Raw genomic sequence first — 16,481 nt, 5'->3', positions numbered from 1 at the left:
ACATGATGATGTCCCTGGGAACGTTTGTTTTTTCCCTCTCCACCGCTGCCTACCAGCAGCTGCAACGCCAGATGTCCTGGCGCCACCCGACCAGCGAGCGGGTCGGCGCGCGGGCGGCGCGGCAGTACGTCGGCCCTGGCGAGGAGACCATCGACCTGTCGGGTGTCATCCACGCCGAGCTAACCGACGATCTGCTCACCCTGGATGCACTGCGCGAGCTGGCCGCCGAGGGCCGGCCACTGGCGCTGGTCGAAGGCAATGGCATGGTCTACGGCGCGTACGTCATCCTGTCGATCAACGAGGGCCGGTCTGAATTCTTCTCCGATGGGACGCCGCGCCGGATTGAGTTCCAGCTGCAACTTGCGCGGACCGACGACGACGCCGAGGGCGCATGAACGCCTACCCGATTCCCCAGTGGCGGGCGACCCTGGACGGTGTCGACATCACCGACCGCATCGCCCCGCGCCTGCTGGATCTGACCTTGACCGAGAGCCGTGGGGATGAAGCCGACCAGGTCGACCTTCGGCTGCACGACCATGATGGGCGCCTGGCGCTTCCGCGTCGCGGTGTGACCCTGGCGCTCGCGTTCGGCTGGGCCGACACCGGCATCGTTAACAAGGGTATGTTCGTCGTCGATGAGGCCGAGCACAGCGGCCCGCCCGATATCGTCACCATCCGCGCTCGCAGCGCGGACCTGACCCATTCGATCCGCACCCGGCGCGAACGCAGCTGGCACGACACCACGCTGGGTACGGTGCTGCGCACGCTAGCCGGCGATCACTCGTTGAAGTTGGCGGTGGGGCCAACGCTGGACACCATCGCCCTACCCCATCTGGATCAGGCGAACGAGAGCGATGTGAACCTCATCACTCGGCTGGGCAGGCGCTTCGATGCCGTGGCAACGATCAAAGCCGGAACGCTCATCTTCAGCCCCATCGCCAGCACGACCACCTCCAGTGGGCTGCAGCTGCCTGTGCAGCGACTCACCCGCGCATCGGGCGATTCGCACCGTTACGCCGTCGCAGACCGCGACGCCGTCACGGGGATTCGCGCGTACTGGGGAGATCGCGGCGCAGCGCGGCGCAAGTCCGTGCTTGTCGGCAGTGCCGAGAACGAAAAGAAGCTGCAGGCCACCTACGCCAGCGAGCGCGAGGCGCGGCAGCATGCTGGTGCGGAGCTGCGGCGCCTGGCGCGGGGCACCGCCACGCTATCGCTCAAGTTGGCGTTAGGCCGTGCCGATCTTTATCCCGGTCAAACGGTGAATGTCGCGGGGTTCAAGCCGGAAATCGACGGTACGGCCTGGCTGGTGATCAAGGCGACGCACACCATCGACGGCGGCGCAGGCTTTTGCACGGGCCTAGAGCTTGAGCGCGCTACCACCGCGCCCGCTATATAAGAGCACCATTTCGCTCATCGAGAATGGTCGTCAGTACCGCACCATCATCTGTAAAGCTGGCCCCTTGGATTAGCACTGGGTAGGGCACCTCCGCAGAAATTCTGAACGCGACTGCGGTGGCCCATCTACTGCGACTCCAGAACTCTACCGAGACATCCGAGCCGTAAAGAACCACTGCATCCGCCTCTACGACCGCGCTCTCGGCAACGGCAATGTAGTTGTCAAGCCCTTCCAGGGACGGGTTCTCTTTCGGCCAGGTGGAGACGTTGACCAGAGCATATTTCTGCATTCTCTTCCCGTCACCAAGCGGTACCGAAGCCACAATAAAACCCTGCCGTGCCACACGGAATCGCACTGCACCTAGCGCATCTCCAATCATCCCTATGCCTACGACCGCCCCGGTGAGTCCCCCACTGGCGTCCCTCATCGAATGCTTGAGTTGAAGATCTACCACGTAACTGTCGGCGGCGATCTGATCTGCCTGCTCCACGTCCGAAATTGTGTCTTCGGACACGGACGAATCGAGGTACTTCTTCGACTTCTTCACAAAATCGCTAAGTGTGTACATCCAGAACCGCCCGTCACATCCGCGCCGGCGCACATCCATCACTAGTTCTGGCTGAGGCCTGAGACCCGATACAGACTTTGTGTCCAGCCACCAGTCCTCCTTGACGTCGGACGTGATCAACAGGATTCCATCAGGCTTCACCTTATCAACGTGCGCCAGTAGCTGCGTCCAGAGAACATAGTCGCCGTACTGGCGGTCATAGATAAGCCCGTCGATCATATACTTGTCACCAGCCTTGGCCCGATCTAGGTGACCTGGCCCCATGCCCACGGCGTATCTTGCCTCTGCCTCTTGGTAGAGCGCTTCTAGCTCATCTTGGTCGCGCGGCCGCGCCCCGATCCGCCCATTAAAGAGCTCAGTTAGAAAGTCGTTGATGCCGTCTGCCTCATTGGGCGATAGGTAGCCATCCGCCAGTTTTCCCGCCAACTGCGACAGCTCGGAGACGTTATCGGCGATCTTCTTCATCACAGCATCAACCTCTTCGCCGCCCCCGCGCTCATTGAACTGAACGCTCTGGATGCTCTGCCGAAACGCCGCATGCGCTTTGTTGACATTTGCAGCGAGGGCCTTGGCCTTGTCGTACTCTTCTCGAAGCGCCTTAAGTCTATTTCGCTGGAACTCGGCGGCGACCTGATAGGGAATCCAGAGACGGTCCTTTTGTGAATCCAGAATCGCCATGACTTCTCGACGTGCCTTGTTGGACACACGATACAAATTCAACAGCACGTTGGTATCTAAGACGATCAATGCGTCAGCCCACAAGGCGCGAATCTCCGCCTCATTCGGATCGTAGTAGCCTTCGAAGAGAGTCTTCACGTTGTGATCTTCCTTTACCCTTCAACTTGAACGATTGGCAACGACTGCGGCTTTTGTCGTGCCTGACTCTACATGGTGTGCCATGCCGGCCGATAGGATGCCCGACAGCTACCACCAGCTGACCGATGTTCAGCTCGACCGTTTGCCGCCGCCCTTGCTGCGCGAACCGATCTGGAAGCTGACATCACCCTGTGTGACCGTACCCGCATTGACCTGGCCGGAATTGTTGCCGCCCACCAGCGCCGGGGTGTTCGCCCTGGCCTGCCGCGCAGCGGCTTCCTGCGGCGCCGTCAACATCAGCCGAACGGCAAAGCGCAGTTCCGGCGTCGCGGCGCGGAACCGGGCCAGAATCTCCGCATCCTCATCGAGCAGTTCGGTGGGAAACCCCGTCAGCACGTAGCCGATGTCCACGCCCAGGTCGGCAAGATCGTGCAGGTAGGCGGTCGTAGGCGCGTTCACCCCCGTCTCGTAACGCATCTGGGTGTTCTTATTCTTGCCGGCGCGGGTGCCCATTTCGTCCTGGCTCATGCCCAGGCGCTCCCGCTCGACGCGCAATCGTGCGCCCACACCGTGCTTCGCATCCTCAATAAGTGACATTTTTCGTACCTTCCATGTTGACTAGTGCGTTTTTTCGCACTATCGTTACCCCAAGTACACAATAATCACACTTTGGTGCCCGATATGTCCAAACCTTCTCTAAAAACCGCACCCGAAGTGCGGGAAGAACTCGACCGGCAGGGCATCTCAATCGCCGAGTTTGCCCGCATGCACAAGCTCGACAAGCGCGCCACCTGGCTGGTGCTGTCGGGCCGCAACAAGGGCCGGCGCGGCGAAGCACACAGGGCGGCCGTGGTGCTTGGCATTAAGGCCGGCACCATCGACACCGCATCGAACTGAGGGCCCGCACATGTCTCCGTACGGTGCACGTAGAAAGGTGGTCTTCCGTTGCGACTTCTGCCTTGCCCCGCTGGTGAAGCGCACCAGCCACCTGAGCCACGACCATCTGCGTCACGACTCCTTCAACTGCACCAACCCGGTCTGCTCGGCCGCCTTTACCGGCCACACCGAGTTGACCGGCGTCGCCAGCCCCAGCGGCCTGCCCCATGCACGGCCCAGCGATCTACCCCCAAGCCCGGCGCATGCACGCGAGATCGCACAGCGCGCCCACCGGATGCAGCAAAACGGCAATCAGCCCGATCTGCTGGATGCACTGCCGCTCACCGCCGACCACTGAGGTAACAAAACCATGGCTGTTCTTGAACTGGCGATGCTATCGCCAACGGCAAAGCATTGCCTGCAATCCACGATCCGCTGCGGCGGACTGATTGTCGGACCCCGTGGCTACACCGGCCGCGAAGCCGAGGCGGGCGAGGCCTTCACCGCCGCTCCTGTGTGGCAGCTGATGGCCCACGGCCTCGTCAGGTGCGCAGCCACCAATGACCTGCTGTTGGAGGCGACCAATCGCGGCATCGAGCTGAACGATTACGGCGTGGTCGAGATCAACAATCCGCCCCAGGGGCTGGGGCTGATCGACGACGACTCGCATCAGGTTGAAGGCACGCCATGACACAGCGCGACAGCTGGTCCACCGCCCAACAGCCCTTCTTCGTGCCTGGGCCGAGTGGCTACGTGCCCACCGACCCGGCCGAGAAAGCCAACCAGGCCGCTGCACTGGCCGCCCAGGTCGCCGCGTTCCGCAAAGCCGGCGGCAAGGTCGAGGTCATCGCTGGCCCGAGCCACGGCGCACAGAAGCGCAACACCAGCCGCAACGCCAAGGCCTGAACCGACCATGCAAGAAGACATCCGCCAGCACGTCCTGCAGCGCATCGAACAGGACTACGGCCTGAAGCACCGGCCCGGAACGGAGTACGTGCGCGGGGGCAGGTGCCCTTCCTGCGGCAAGAAGGAGCTTTACACCAGCCACCTCAAGCCGTGGGTGCTGCGCTGTGGCCGGCAAGCAAAGTGCGGGCGTGAGGTGAGCGTCAAGGACGTATACGAGGATCTGTTCGACGACTGGTCCAAGCGCCATGAGCGCACGGAGGCCGCGCCCAACGCCGCCGCCGATGCCTACCTACAGTATTCCCGTGGCTTCGACCTGGCCCCATTGCGCGGCCTGTATTCGCAGGAGAGCTACCACGACCGCAAGATCGGCGAAGGCACCGCCACCGTGCGCTTCGCATTGGCGAAAGGGGGCTATTGGGAGCGCCTGATCGACCGTGCCCACCGCTTCGGCAAGCAGAAGGCCCGCTTCATGCCGGGCCAGAGCTACGCGGGCGTGTGGTGGATCGCGCCGAAGGCGGCCGAGCAGTTGCCCACCGCCAAGGAAGTCTGGATCACCGAGGGTATCTTCGACGCCATTGCCCATATGCAGCACGGCAACACCGCCGTATCTGGCATGTCTAGCAACGCCTTCCCTGAGCAGTCCCTGCGCGCACTGCTCGACCTGCGCCGCAATGACCTCCCGGTGTTGGTTTGGGCCTATGACAACGAGCCGGCGGCGCGCGAGTACGTGCGCAAGCACGTCCGCCGCGCCGAGGCCATGGGATTCAAGTGCCGCGCCGCCCTGATCCCCCAGCAAGCGGGCAGGAAGACCGACTGGAACGACCTGCACCTGCGTGCCCTGGCCGCGAGCGGAACCGACGAGCAGCATGCGCAGTGGCACGCCGACATCACCGAGGCGCGCTATCAAGGCGACCTGCTGCTGGCGAAGACTGCCATCGAAAAGGGCGCGCTGATGTACGCGCACACCCAGCGCCGGGAGTTCCACCTGGAACACAGGTCGCGGCTGTACTGGTTCCATTTCGACAGCGTGAAGTTCGACAAGCTGTGCCAGGAGCGGGCGAAGCGGAAGGAAGACCCGGACGAAGAGCTTGACCACGACGAGGCCGACAAGATCCGCCGCGCGTGCAGTAGCGTCGAGGAAATCGCCAACTGCTACCCGGAGGCGCTGTACTTCCAGAGCCATGAGAAAACCGACGAAAGCTGGTACTTCTTCAGGGTCAGCTTCCCCCATGACGACCCGCCGGTAAAAGGCACGTTCACTGGCGCCCAGGTTGCCAGCGCGAGCGAATTCAAGAAGCGCCTCATCAGCATGGCCCAAGGCGCGGTGTTCACCGGCTCGGGGCACCAGCTGGATTGCATCATCCGCGATGTCCTGTTCAACATTACCAAGGTCCAGACCATCGACTTTGTCGGGTACAGCGCGGACCATGCGTCCTACATCCTGGGCGATATCGCGGTGCGCGACGGCGAAGTCAGCATCGCCAACGCCGAGGACTATTTCGAGTTCAAGAAGCTGCGGGTGAAGACCACGCAGAAGTCGATTCGCCTGGATATCCAGCGGGACGCCGAGAAGTTCCGCACCGACTGGCTGGCCTGGCTGTGGACGTGCTTTGGCACGCACGGCATGGTCGCCCTCACCTTCTGGTTCGGCTCCCTGTTCGCCAACCAGATCCGCGCCAGCACCAAGTCGTTCCCGTTCCTGGAAGCGACGGGCGAAGCCGGCGCGGGCAAAACGACGCTGCTGACCTTCCTATGGAAGCTGCTGGGCCGCAGCGACTACGAGGGCTTCGACCCGGCCAAGTCGTCGAAGGCGGGCCGTGCGCGCGCCATGGGCCAGATCTCCGGCATGCCGGTGGTGCTGCTGGAGGCCGACCGCAGCGACGCCGACAGGGCGCATGCGAGGTCGTTTGAATGGGACGAACTCAAGGACTACTACGGCGGCGGCACGCTCGCCACGCGCGGCGTGCGCAATGGGGGCAACGATACCTACGAGCCACCGTTCCTGGGCACCATCTGCATCAGTCAGAACGCCGCCGTGGACGCGAGCGAGGCGATCCTGACCCGTATCGTCAAGCTCCATTTCCGCAAGCCCCAGGTGACCACGGAAAGCCGCATCGCTGCGGACAACCTGAATTCCCTGCAGGTCGAGGATCTGAGCCACTTTCTGATCAAAGCAGTGCGGGCCGAGGGCCAGGTGCTGGAGGCGTTCAAAGAACGCGTCCGCTTCTATGAGGCCAAGCTGCGTGATCGTGGCGATCTACGCATGGAACGCGTCATCAAGAACCACGCCCAGATGCTGGCGCTGTTCGACGCCTTGCGTGTGGTGATAGATATTCCGGAGCAGATCGTGGTCGACACCCGCGAGGCGCTGGTGACAGCGGCGATGGAGCGCCAAAGTGCGGTCAGCGCCGACAACGCCCTGGTCAACGAGTTCTGGGAGGTCTACGAGTATCTGGAAACCACCAACGGTGGCCTGCCGGCGGTCAACCATTCGCGCGATCCGTCGCGGATCGCCATCAACCTCAACGAGTTTGCCGCCAAGGCGGCGCACCATTCCCAGCAGCTGGCAGACCTCAAGGTGCTGCGCTCACTACTGCGTGATTCCCGGCGGCACAAATGCGTGGACAGCAACGTGGCGGTGAATAGCGCGATCCGCCAGGGCGCCATGGGCGCCGCCGCCACGGTCAAATGCTGGGTGTTCAAGGCATGACCACGCTACCGCTGCCCCGATCCCCAACGACTGCGCGCCAGGTCAGCCCCGATCTGAGCCTCACCGGCCGGCGCCACCCGCGCCTTCGGTCAGGCCGCGCTCGCGTGCAGCTGCACACCGAGGGCGCGCGTCACCTTGAGGATCGTGGCGAAGTCGGGGCTGCGCTCGCCGGACAGGGCGCGGTAGAGGCTCTCGCGCGACACACCAGCGTCGCGGGCAACCTTGCTCATGCCCTGGGCGCGGGCGATATCGCCAAGCGCCTTGGCGATGAACGCCGAGTCGCCATCGCTTTCGATGATGCACGCGTCCAGGTACGCGGCCATTTCTTCCGGGGTGCGCAGATGCTCGGCGACGTCGAACGCCTCCAGCTGGATCTTCTTCTTGGCTGCCATGACTTTGTTGCTCCGTCTGTTTCGTCTGTTTCGTCTGTTTCGTTTGCTTCGTTTGCTTCGTTTGCTTCGTTTGCTTCGTTCGCTTCGTTCGCTTCGTTCTTCAGTGTCTTTGATACTTCAGCGTTGCGTGTTGCTCAGACCCGCCCCTCAGAGGTTGCCGGCCAATTCCTTCGCCTTGTCGATGTCCCGCTGCTGGCTGGCCTTGTCGCCGCCCACCAGCAGGATGACCAGTTCGTTCCCCCGCTGGGTGTAGTACACCCGGTACCCCGGCCCCACATCGACGCGCAGTTCCGAAATACCGCCGGTCAGGTTCCGGTGGTCGCCGGGGTTGCCGTCGGCCAGCCGCCGGATGCGGGCCAGAATCCGAGCGCGCCCCGTGATGTCCTTCAGGCCGTCGATCCATGCGGTGAACTGGGGGGTGCGCTTCGTTTCCATGGCCCCAACTGTAGCCCACGGGCTACACATCGTCAAGCAATTTGTAGCCGCCCGGCTACACGCCATTCTGCACTGAATGCCGGCACTGGGTCGACTACGTGGTGCTTGACACCCGCAGATAACGAGGGCAAAGTCCGCCGCAAGGAGATTAAGAACTCCGAGAACGTAGCGGCAACCGCGCCCGACAGCATCGCGGTTTTTTTGCGCCTGCAATTCTGGCGCACCGACGTCTTCTGCGTCGGGAGGGCGGCAGCGATACAACACCCGCAAGGGGAAACCTGCCCGCCGGTCTACGTTCCGGTTCTTAACCTCCCGACACCCTCGGTGCGGCGCGTAAGAACGTCTCCCCGAGGTCCAATCTCGAACGTAGGAGACGTCTTCGATGTCACACGACACCCAAGTTGCGCCCGCGCACGCCGCGCGCCAGCTCGCACACTTCTTCGGCCAGATCGCCGACACCACCGAATGGAACCACGCCTGCTGGCAGGGTCTCTTTGCGCGCCTGCTCGGCGTTGGAAGGACGCCGGCAGATTTGACTCTGGGCGAGATCCAGATCGCCATCGACCAGGTCAAAGCCCGGTGGGAGCATTGCCAAGCCACCGCCCCGAACTCCGGCCGGGGGTCGCTGCAGTGAGCGCCTACACCCGCAACGGCACCCGCACAGCGGCGGACGTGGTGAACAGCATCCACTTCGTGATCCACGAACACGACATCGACCGTCTCTGGCAGGCCCAGCAGGCCATCGACCTGCTGGCACTGCTCGATACCAGCCAGCCCTCGCCAATCACCCTCGACCACGTCGCCGCCATTGCGGCCTACGTCGCCGAGGATCTGCGCGGCATCCTGGGCAATGCCCACCGCGCCGACCAGCTGCCGGGTGAAGACCTGGCCGACACCCTGTAACAAGTGGGTCCGGCCGGTGGCGCGCCAACGCCACCGCTGGGCCTTCCCACCACGAAGCTCGAGGAAGAGCCATGAACCAGCAGACTGAGTTGACCCCAGCCACCGCCGCATGTTCGCAGGGGGCCGACACCGGACCCGGTGCGCAGGCTAGCACGCACCTAGGTTTCGACCCTGCACAGCACCCCGACAGCACCGCCGTGCTGATGTTCTCGATCAGCCATGGTGAGATCGTCGTCACCGCAATCCTGACCATGGGCGCGGTCCGCAAGGTCGAACAGCGGTGGCGCCGCCGCAGCCCCAGCAGTTGGGTGCTGGCCGGCGGCCCGCCCGTGTTCGATTACGAGAAGGGCGCGATCAGCCCGGACCTGGCCGACTTTCTGGACCGTGCCGGCGTACCGATCGGCATCGCCAACATGCTGCCGCGCCAGCCCAGTGCAGCCGCAGCCGCGGCTATCGCCGCCGCCGCCCAGGAGGTAGACCGTGTTTGACCGCAAGCCCTGTCCAACCTGCGAAGCAATGCCGGCCAACGCCCGCCAACTGGTCAAGCGCCTAACCGACCAGGCCGAATATGCGGCCGAACTGCCGCCGTACGAGCGTGTCGTCGGTGTGCACCAGGCCCATCAAGCGCTGGCGGCGGCGCTGACCGCGCGGACCGCAGACATGCGCTCCACTGAGCCGCTTTCCGCCCGAGAAGTGATGATGTCCGGCGTGATCGATGCGGTCATCCGTCAGCGCTTCCTGCTCAACGCGTCCAACGGCGTCTATGCGGAGGAACTGATTGCAGCCACCCGGCAGGTGGATGCCGCCCTCGCGGTGCTGGCCGCGCACGACTTCGACGCGGCGCTGGCGGTGACCCGATGAAGTACCACACGACACTGCGCCAGATCACCGCGCCCTGGCCGCTGCCGGCGTGCAAGGCCAAGCACGTCGCCCGGCTGATGGAGGACCGCCGGCGGCCTAGCGCCGGCGGTGGCCACTTCATCGAATGCCTGTGCGGTCACACCCAGAAGCACCCCAGCCCGCACCTGGCCCTGCAGGAGTGGACGCGGGTTTACGGGCGCGCTGTGCAAGTTGCGCCCACCGCAAGCAACGTGGTGCAGCTGGGGCTTGGCCTGGGCGATAGAAGCACCGGGTAATGGATGACGCCACAGAAGCGCACCGGCGGGCCTGCGAGGCCCGCCACTGGATCAGGCAGGGGTACAGCAGCGGCAGGTGGGTCGACGAACTGATTGCCCGCATCGCGGGCAAACGTGGCCCGGCTGCAGCCGAAGCCCTACGGGAAGAAATGCGCCGGCAGTGGGTTCGCCGGCGGGAGTGGATGGAGGCGTCCGAGCTTTGAGCAGCCGCATTGTGCAATTCAACGTCCTGCAGGAACTGTGCACGCCGCATGGCCCGCCGCCCCGGGCGGCGGCCGTGAGGCGCTGGGCAGATCGACAGGGAATCCGGTACAAGTACGACCGCCACGGCGGGATCTGGACCACGCTCGATGCCCTGAACGCAGCACTGGGCCTCGTCGAACCGCTACAGCAGGACGTACGGGAAGAGGACAACATCTGATGACACGCGGCAGAAAAAGGAAGTTCAACCCCGCCATCCCGGGGCACATCGAGCAGGATGCCCTGCCAAAGGGAATCTACTGGGACGACGGCCGATGGTTCATCTACCAGGATCACGCCGAGGGCGGCCGGCGCATCAAGCGCACGGTCGCCCACGCCAGTGCCCGCCTATCGGAACTGCACGCCATCGTCGAAGAACTCGGCGCCGGCGCCGCCCGGGGCACCCTGCGTTTCTTGTTTGACCGCTACCACCAGTCCAGCGATTTCCGGGGACTGGCGGCCGGCACACGGAAGAACTACGAGGGGCACGCCGAGGTGTTGGCCAACTACGTCCGCAAGGACGGCACCCTGCTGGGATCGATGCAGGTCGACCGCATCACCACGCCGGTCGTGCAGCGCCTGGTCGAGACCTTCGCCGCCGGCAGGCCGGCAAATCGCTCGCAGCCAGCGCTGCCGGCGACGCCCAGCAAGGCCAACCACCTCCACCGCTACCTTCGGCTCACCCTGTCCTGGGGCGTACGCATGGGCTACTGCCAGTCCAACCCGGCAAAGGGCGTGCGCCAGGCAAAGGAGCGGGGCGATTCCCGCATGCCCTCTCAGGAGGCATTTCGCGCCGTGCTGGCCTTCGCGCGCGAGCGCGGCGCCCTTTCCACCAATGTCAAAGGCAGCTTCCCCGACTACCTTGCCCCCGTGATGGTCCTCGCGTACAGCGTGCGGCTACGCGGTATCGAGGTCTGCACGTTGACGGATGCCCATCGCCACGCCGAGGGAGTCCACAGCAACCGGCGGAAGGGGTCGCGCGACAATCTGACCGAATGGGACGCGGCGATGGTCGAGGCATGGGACCAACTGGTGGCCCGGCGCCATCGGATATGGAACCGGAAGGGTCGGGTGCGCCCGGTTCCGCTGCGCGCCAGTGATCGCTTTCTGCTGGTGGAACGCGGTGGGAATCCCATCACAAAATCAGCATTGGACAGCGCATGGCAGCGGTTCATCACCAGGGCAATCCGGGAGAAGGTGATAGACGAGGCGGAGCGCTTCGCCCTGCATGGGCTGAAACATCGCGGCATCACCGATGGCGAAAACAAGTCCGCCGGCGGCCACGTCACCGAGGCGATGCGGCAGCACTACGACCACGAAGTGCCGGTGGTGCAACCGCCGGGCGTGAGAAGTGCCCTTGAGCGTGGAACCTCGTAATTTTTCCGCCAATTTTTCCGGCGACACAAAAAAGGCGCCCCGAGGGCGCCTAAGTCGTTGATGCAATGGTGGGCCGTGATGGATTCGAACCATCGACCAAAAGATTAAAAGTCTTCTGCTCTACCAACTGAGCTAACGGCCCGTGCATGCCCCGGCATCGCTGCCGGGGGTGCGCATTCTAACCCACTTGGCACCCAAGCGTAACCGCCCGGCGCTCAGGCGTAACGGGTCGGGTCGGCGACGCCGGCCTCGATAAAGCCCTGTGCGCGCAGGCGGCAGGCGTCGCAGTGGCCGCAGGCCGCGCCGCTGTCGTCGGCGCTGTAGCAGGACACGGTGAGGCCGAAATCCACGCCCAGGCGCACGCCTTCACGCACGATGTCGGCCTTGCTCAGGAACTGCAGCGGGGCGTGGACCTGGATGCCCGCGCCTTCGACGCCGGCCTTGGTGGCCAGGTTGGCCAGGGTCTGGAAGGCGGCGATGAACTCGGGGCGGCAGTCGGGGTAGCCGGAATAGTCCACGGCATTGACGCCGCAGAAGATGTCGTTGGCGCCCAGTACTTCGGCCCAACCCAGCGCCAGCGACAGCATGATGGTGTTGCGCGCCGGCACGTAGGTGACCGGGATGCCCTGCCCGCCGGCATCGGGCACGTCGATGTCGTCGGTGAGCGCCGAGCCACCGATGCTGCGCAGGTCGACGCTGACGGTCTTGTGCGCGACCACGCCCAGTGCGGCGCAGACCGCGGCGGCGGCGTCGAGTTCGGAGGTGTGCCGCTGGCCATAGCGCACGCTCAGGGCATGCACGGCGAAGCCCTGTTCACGGGCGATGGCGACGACAGCGGCGGAGTCCATGCCGCCGGACAGGAGGACGACTGCTTTTTTCATGGGGGTGTTTCCGGTGGTTTGCGGGGAACCAGCACGCTGTCCCGCGCCGGGATGACAAAAGAAAAAGAGGCGTAGCGAGCGGTCGTCAGGCAGACGTGGACGGCGCGCAGGAACCGGAGTGTACAAAAGTACATGAGGCTGCCGAACACCGGCCGCGCCTGCCTGGCGGCCGGCCGGCAACCGACCTCAGCGGCCGGGTTCGTCGTTCCAGAGCAGTTTGTGCAGCTGCATCTGGAAGCGCACCGGCAGGCGGTCGGCGACGATCCAGTCGGCCAGGTCGCGCGGGCTTACGTCGCTCTTGCTGGGCGAGAACAGCACCATGCTGCGCTCGTTGAGCCGGTGCTCGGCCACCATCGCGCGCGCCCACTCGTAATCGGCGCGGCTGCACAGCACGAACTTGATCTGGTCGCGCGCGGTCAGCAGCGGCAGGTTTTCCAGGCGGTTGCGCGCCATCTCGCCCGAACCGGGGGTCTTGAGGTCGACCACCCGCGACACCCGCGCGTCCACGCCGCCCACATCCAGCGCGCCGGAGGTTTCCAGCGATACGTCCAGGCCGGCCTCGCACAGCTTTTCCAGCAGCAGCAGGCAGCGTTTCTGCGCCAGCGGCTCGCCGCCGGTCACGCAGACATGGCGCACGCCCTGGGCCAGCACCTCGGCGACGATGTCGTCGATATCCCACCAGGTGCCGCCATGGAAGGCATAGGCGGTGTCGCAATAGCTGCAGCGCAGCGGGCAGCCGGTCAGGCGGACGAACACGGTCGGCCAACCGGCGGCATCGGCTTCGCCCTGCAGCGAGGTGAAGATCTCGGTGATCTTCAGGCGCGGCAGCGGCGACTGCACGATCTCGCTGGGGAGCGCGGCGGCGGCGGACAGGGGGACGGTCATGGCGGCGATGGTTGGGCTACGGCTTCGGAAACGACGATAGCCGAGCATGGCTCGGCTCTACAGGCCCCTTTGGGCGGGGGTGCAACCAAGGATTATACCGGTCCGGGCCGACCACGCGGCCCAAGGCGGTTCAGCGGATCTGCTGGCCCAGCCGGATCGACTGCAGGCGGTCCTGCGCGGTGCGCGCGGCGTCCGAACCGGGATAGGTGGACACCACCTGCTCCAGGGTTGCCTGGGCCTGGTCGACCTTGCCTTCGCCATACTGCGACAGGCCGATCTTGAGCAGGCCACCGGACGCCTTGTCGTGGGTCGGGTAGCGCGAGAGGAGATCGCGGAACTGCGCCTCCGCCAGCGGGAAATTGCGGGTGGCGTAATAGCTTTCGCCCAGCCAGTACAGCGCATTGGGGGCGTAGACGCCGTTGGGATACAGCTCCAGGAAACTCATGAACAACTGGGCCGAATCGTCGTACTTGCCGGCCTTGAGCGAGTTGAAGGCCACGTTGTAGGCGGCACGTTCATCGCCACTGGCAGCCAGGCTGCCGGCATCGCCGTGCACCGAAGGCGGCCGCTCGGAAGCGGCCGTTGCCGGTTTCGCGGGGGCCACAGGCGGGGGCGCGGCGGCCGCGGGCGTGGCAGGAAGTGCCGGGGCACCGCCTTCCAGGCGGTTCAGGCGGCCGTCCAGGTCCAGGTACTGGTCCTTGCCGGTCTGCTTGAGCTGCTCGTTGTCGTGCTGCAGCTGCTCGACCTGCGACTGCAGGGCCTGCACCTGGGCACGCAGCTGGTTCAGCTGGTTGAGCATGTCCATGTTGGACTGGTTGTTGCTGGCCTGCTGCTCAAGCGCGCCGACCCGGTCGGCCAGGCTCTGCCGCTGCGCATTGGCCGGTGCGGCAGCCACCAGGGCTGCCGCAACGATCATCGATAGGAATCGAAGGCGCATCTATTACTGAGCCGTGTACACGATCTCGACGCGGCGGTTCTGCGACCAGCAGGACTCGCCCGACTCGGTGCAGACCGGACGCTCTTCACCGTAGGACACCACGGTCAGCTGCGAAGCCGAGCCGCCGTTGGCCTGCAGTGCCGAGGACACGCCGTTGCCACGACGCTCGCCCAGGGCCTGGTTGTACGCGCGCGAACCGCGCTCGTCGGTGTGGCCCTGCAGGGTCATGCGCGAGGACGGACGGTCGCGCAGGTACTTGGCGTGGCAAGCCATGATGGCCTGGAATTCCGGCTTCACGTCTTCCTTGTCCAGGTCGAAGTACACCACGCGCTGGCGCAGGCAGGAATCGGTATCCAGGTCGCCCGGGCCGTACAGGCCGGAGGTCGACGGACCGGTCGGGGTGGTGGTCGAGGAGCCGGAATCGACCGGGGCGACCGGCGTTTCCTTCACCTTCTTTGCGCAACCGGCCAGGGCGGCCACGGACAGCAGGGAGACAAGCAGAACTCGGGTGGACTTGTTCATGGCGATACCTTTGAGGCTCCTAAAGCCGGATGTGGGATGAATACGTTGGAAATCTTAACACTCTGTTAGCGCTTTGTACGGTAAGGCGACCAAGAAGGCTCGCGGACGTCACCGTCTGCCAGTACCAGCCGCTGGCGCACGCGCGCATCGGCCGAGACGGCATACAACACTCCACGGCCACCCTCGCGGGCGGCATACAGCACCATGCTTGCGTTGGGCGCAAAGCTCGGCGACTCGTCCAGCGAACCCGGCGACAGCGTGCTCCAGCGGGCCGAGCCCAGGCTGCTGTCCATCATCGCGATCTTGTAGGTATTGCCGCTGCCCTGGGCCACCACCAGCTTCTTGCCGTCATAGGACAGGCTCGGAGTGGCGTTGTAGTTGCCCTGGAAGGTCACCCGCGAGGCGCTGCCGCCACTGGCCGGCACCTGGTAGATCTGCGGGCGGCCGCCGCGGTCGGAGGTGAAGTAGATGCTGCCGCCATCGGCGTTCCAGGTCGGCTCGGTATCGATGGCGAAGTGGTTGGTCAGCTGGGTCAGCTGCTTGCTGCCCAAGTCCATCACGTAGATTTCCGGGTTGCCGCTGCGCGACAGCGACAGCGCCAGGCGGCGGCCGTCCGGGGAGAACGAGGGGGCGCTGTTGATGCCGCGGAAGCTGGTGACCAGCTCACGGGCGCCGGTGGAGATGTTCTGGATGTAGATGGCCGAATTGCCACGCTCGAAGCTGACGTAGGCCAGGCGGTTGCCGTCCGGGCTCCACGACGGCGACAGCAGCGGCTCGGCCGAACGCACGATGGTCTGCGGGTTGAAGCCGTCCGAATCGGCCACCATCAGCGCATAGCGCATGGCATCGCCCTTGCCGCTGGCGGTGACATAGGCGATGCGGGTCCAGAAGGCGCCGCGCACCCCGGTGATCTTCTCGTAGATGGCATCGGCCATCTGGTGGGCGACATCGCGCATGGCAGTGCCACGGGCGGTCATCGCCAGGCCCAGCAGGCGCTCGCCCTTGGGCACGTCATACAGTTCGTACTCCACCCGGTAGGCGCCGGCGCCGGCGTCCATGACCCGGCCGACCACGATGTAGTTCTGCTTCAGCGCGCGCCAGGTGGCGAACTGGATCTCGCTGCCACGGGCGGGCTTTTCGACGATCTGCGCTTCGGGCAGGGTGCGGAACTGGCCGGACCGCTCCAGGTCGGCGCGGACCACAGCGGCCACGTCGGTCTGCGGCGCAGCGGCCGAGCCCTGGTACGGCATCGGCACCACGGTAATGGGCGTGGCCGAGGCGTTGCCGCCGATGATGTCGATATCCAAGCCCTTCTGCTGCGCCATGGCAGCAAAGGGCAGCAACAGAGCCGCAAACACGGCAAGCCAGCGAGGCATCTTCTTCATGGAGCACTCAATAGGGGGAAAACCGGAACGAGGGATAACAGCACTGTGGTGAACAGTTTCGCAATCATGAACCAACGGTGCGTGAAAGCAGAGTCACCGCGCAATCAAAACTCACA

General features: G+C 64.8%; 24 protein-coding genes, 1 tRNA gene and 1 other RNA gene. 15 read left to right on the top strand and 11 right to left on the bottom strand.

Annotated features, from left to right (window positions below):
• The first annotated feature begins 2 nt into the window (after positions 1-2).
• Entirely contained in the window at positions 3-395 is a 393-nt protein-coding gene (locus IC535_RS07800) for a phage tail protein (protein ID WP_228884095.1), read from the top strand.
• Positions 392-1,396, top strand: a complete 1,005-nt coding sequence (locus IC535_RS07795) for a phage late control D family protein (RefSeq protein ID WP_228884094.1) — start codon at positions 392-394, stop codon at positions 1,394-1,396. The genes IC535_RS07800 and IC535_RS07795 overlap by 4 nt, the downstream gene beginning before the upstream one ends.
• Here the strand turns inward: IC535_RS07795 and IC535_RS07790 are convergent.
• Both IC535_RS07790 and IC535_RS07785 read right to left on the bottom strand, forming a co-directional pair.
• Positions 1,389-2,780, bottom strand: a complete 1,392-nt coding sequence (locus tag IC535_RS07790; protein ID WP_228884093.1) for a PIN domain-containing protein — start codon at positions 2,778-2,780, stop codon at positions 1,389-1,391. The two genes, IC535_RS07795 and IC535_RS07790, sit on opposite strands and share 8 nt — an antisense overlap.
• Before the next feature lie 129 nt (positions 2,781-2,909).
• Entirely contained in the window at positions 2,910-3,377 is a 468-nt protein-coding gene (locus IC535_RS07785) for a helix-turn-helix domain-containing protein (protein WP_228884092.1), read from the bottom strand.
• A gap of 84 nt (positions 3,378-3,461) precedes the next feature.
• On the opposite strand from IC535_RS07785, the gene IC535_RS07780 reads away from it, so the two are divergent.
• From IC535_RS07780 to IC535_RS07760, 5 genes are all read left to right on the top strand, one after another.
• Entirely contained in the window at positions 3,462-3,677 is a 216-nt protein-coding gene (locus IC535_RS07780; protein WP_228884091.1) for a DNA-binding protein, read from the top strand.
• Positions 3,678-3,750: 73 nt separating this feature from the next.
• Positions 3,751-4,014, top strand: coding sequence for a hypothetical protein (locus IC535_RS07775; protein WP_228884090.1), 264 nt, complete (start codon positions 3,751-3,753; stop codon positions 4,012-4,014).
• Positions 4,015-4,026: 12 nt separating this feature from the next.
• A complete protein-coding gene (locus tag IC535_RS07770; RefSeq protein WP_228884089.1) occupies positions 4,027-4,347 on the top strand; it encodes a hypothetical protein in 321 nt (106 codons plus the stop codon).
• Entirely contained in the window at positions 4,344-4,562 is a 219-nt protein-coding gene (locus IC535_RS07765; RefSeq protein WP_228884088.1) for a hypothetical protein, read from the top strand. Before IC535_RS07770 ends, IC535_RS07765 begins: the two co-directional genes overlap by 4 nt.
• Before the next feature lie 7 nt (positions 4,563-4,569).
• Complete coding sequence (locus tag IC535_RS07760) at positions 4,570-7,272, top strand: toprim domain-containing protein (protein ID WP_228884087.1); 2,703 nt, start codon at positions 4,570-4,572, stop codon at positions 7,270-7,272.
• Between the two features lie 89 nt (positions 7,273-7,361).
• Here IC535_RS07760 and IC535_RS07755 read toward each other — a convergent pair whose 3' ends face one another.
• Positions 7,362-7,664 carry an addiction module antidote protein gene (locus IC535_RS07755; RefSeq protein ID WP_228884086.1) on the bottom strand — a complete coding sequence of 101 codons (303 nt, stop codon included), beginning with the start codon at positions 7,662-7,664 and terminating at the stop codon, positions 7,362-7,364.
• Between the two features lie 147 nt (positions 7,665-7,811).
• Complete coding sequence (locus IC535_RS07750; protein WP_228884085.1) at positions 7,812-8,099, bottom strand: type II toxin-antitoxin system RelE/ParE family toxin; 288 nt, start codon at positions 8,097-8,099, stop codon at positions 7,812-7,814.
• A gap of 382 nt (positions 8,100-8,481) precedes the next feature.
• On the opposite strand from IC535_RS07750, the gene IC535_RS07745 reads away from it, so the two are divergent.
• The 8 genes from IC535_RS07745 (at position 8,482) to IC535_RS07710 (ending at position 11,755) form a co-directional block, all read left to right on the top strand.
• Positions 8,482-8,733, top strand: coding sequence for a hypothetical protein (locus IC535_RS07745; RefSeq protein WP_228884084.1), 252 nt, complete (start codon positions 8,482-8,484; stop codon positions 8,731-8,733).
• On the top strand, positions 8,730-9,002 hold the full coding sequence (locus IC535_RS07740) for a hypothetical protein (RefSeq protein ID WP_228884083.1): 273 nt from the start codon (positions 8,730-8,732) through the stop codon (positions 9,000-9,002). The genes IC535_RS07745 and IC535_RS07740 overlap by 4 nt, the downstream gene beginning before the upstream one ends.
• 71 nt (positions 9,003-9,073) lie before the next feature.
• Positions 9,074-9,490: a hypothetical protein gene (locus IC535_RS07735; RefSeq protein WP_228884082.1), complete on the top strand. Its 417-nt coding sequence runs from the start codon at positions 9,074-9,076 to the stop codon at positions 9,488-9,490.
• Complete coding sequence (locus tag IC535_RS07730; RefSeq protein WP_228884081.1) at positions 9,483-9,863, top strand: hypothetical protein; 381 nt, start codon at positions 9,483-9,485, stop codon at positions 9,861-9,863. The genes IC535_RS07735 and IC535_RS07730 overlap by 8 nt, the downstream gene beginning before the upstream one ends.
• Positions 9,860-10,138 carry a hypothetical protein gene (locus IC535_RS07725; protein WP_228884080.1) on the top strand — a complete coding sequence of 93 codons (279 nt, stop codon included), beginning with the start codon at positions 9,860-9,862 and terminating at the stop codon, positions 10,136-10,138. Before IC535_RS07730 ends, IC535_RS07725 begins: the two co-directional genes overlap by 4 nt.
• Positions 10,138-10,341: a DUF7696 family protein gene (locus IC535_RS07720; RefSeq protein WP_228884079.1), complete on the top strand. Its 204-nt coding sequence runs from the start codon at positions 10,138-10,140 to the stop codon at positions 10,339-10,341. The genes IC535_RS07725 and IC535_RS07720 overlap by 1 nt, the downstream gene beginning before the upstream one ends.
• The gene (locus tag IC535_RS07715) at positions 10,338-10,559 is read left to right on the top strand and encodes a hypothetical protein (RefSeq protein ID WP_228884078.1); all 222 of its coding nucleotides are present in this window, start codon (positions 10,338-10,340) and stop codon (positions 10,557-10,559) included. Before IC535_RS07720 ends, IC535_RS07715 begins: the two co-directional genes overlap by 4 nt.
• Positions 10,559-11,755, top strand: coding sequence for a site-specific integrase (locus tag IC535_RS07710; RefSeq protein WP_228884077.1), 1,197 nt, complete (start codon positions 10,559-10,561; stop codon positions 11,753-11,755). The genes IC535_RS07715 and IC535_RS07710 overlap by 1 nt, the downstream gene beginning before the upstream one ends.
• A 66-nt stretch (positions 11,756-11,821) precedes the next feature.
• Here the strand turns inward: IC535_RS07710 and IC535_RS07705 are convergent.
• From IC535_RS07705 to tolB, 7 genes are all read right to left on the bottom strand, one after another.
• Positions 11,822-11,897: transfer RNA gene (locus IC535_RS07705), tRNA-Lys, on the bottom strand.
• A 73-nt stretch (positions 11,898-11,970) separates the two neighbouring features.
• Positions 11,971-12,636, bottom strand: coding sequence for a 7-cyano-7-deazaguanine synthase QueC (gene queC, locus IC535_RS07700; RefSeq protein ID WP_228884076.1), 666 nt, complete (start codon positions 12,634-12,636; stop codon positions 11,971-11,973).
• A 49-nt stretch (positions 12,637-12,685) separates the two neighbouring features.
• Positions 12,686-12,770, bottom strand: a non-coding RNA gene (locus tag IC535_RS07695) — sX9 sRNA.
• 52 nt (positions 12,771-12,822) lie between these two features.
• Positions 12,823-13,521 carry a 7-carboxy-7-deazaguanine synthase QueE gene (queE, locus tag IC535_RS07690; RefSeq protein WP_228884075.1) on the bottom strand — a complete coding sequence of 233 codons (699 nt, stop codon included), beginning with the start codon at positions 13,519-13,521 and terminating at the stop codon, positions 12,823-12,825.
• A 130-nt stretch (positions 13,522-13,651) separates the two neighbouring features.
• A complete protein-coding gene (gene ybgF / locus IC535_RS07685) occupies positions 13,652-14,458 on the bottom strand; it encodes a tol-pal system protein YbgF (protein ID WP_228884074.1) in 807 nt (268 codons plus the stop codon).
• Positions 14,459-14,461: 3 nt separating this feature from the next.
• The gene (pal, locus tag IC535_RS07680) at positions 14,462-14,980 is read right to left on the bottom strand and encodes a peptidoglycan-associated lipoprotein Pal (RefSeq protein WP_228884073.1); all 519 of its coding nucleotides are present in this window, start codon (positions 14,978-14,980) and stop codon (positions 14,462-14,464) included.
• Positions 14,981-15,045: 65 nt separating this feature from the next.
• Positions 15,046-16,365: a Tol-Pal system beta propeller repeat protein TolB gene (gene tolB, locus IC535_RS07675; protein WP_228884072.1), complete on the bottom strand. Its 1,320-nt coding sequence runs from the start codon at positions 16,363-16,365 to the stop codon at positions 15,046-15,048.
• Positions 16,366-16,481: the final 116 nt, after the last annotated feature.

It is taken from the genome of Stenotrophomonas rhizophila (assembly GCF_020857975.1).
In the GTDB taxonomy this organism is placed as follows: domain Bacteria; phylum Pseudomonadota; class Gammaproteobacteria; order Xanthomonadales; family Xanthomonadaceae; genus Stenotrophomonas; species Stenotrophomonas rhizophila_C.
Note: the sequence above shows the minus strand (reverse complement) of the source record. Positions and strands in the feature narration are given on the sequence as shown.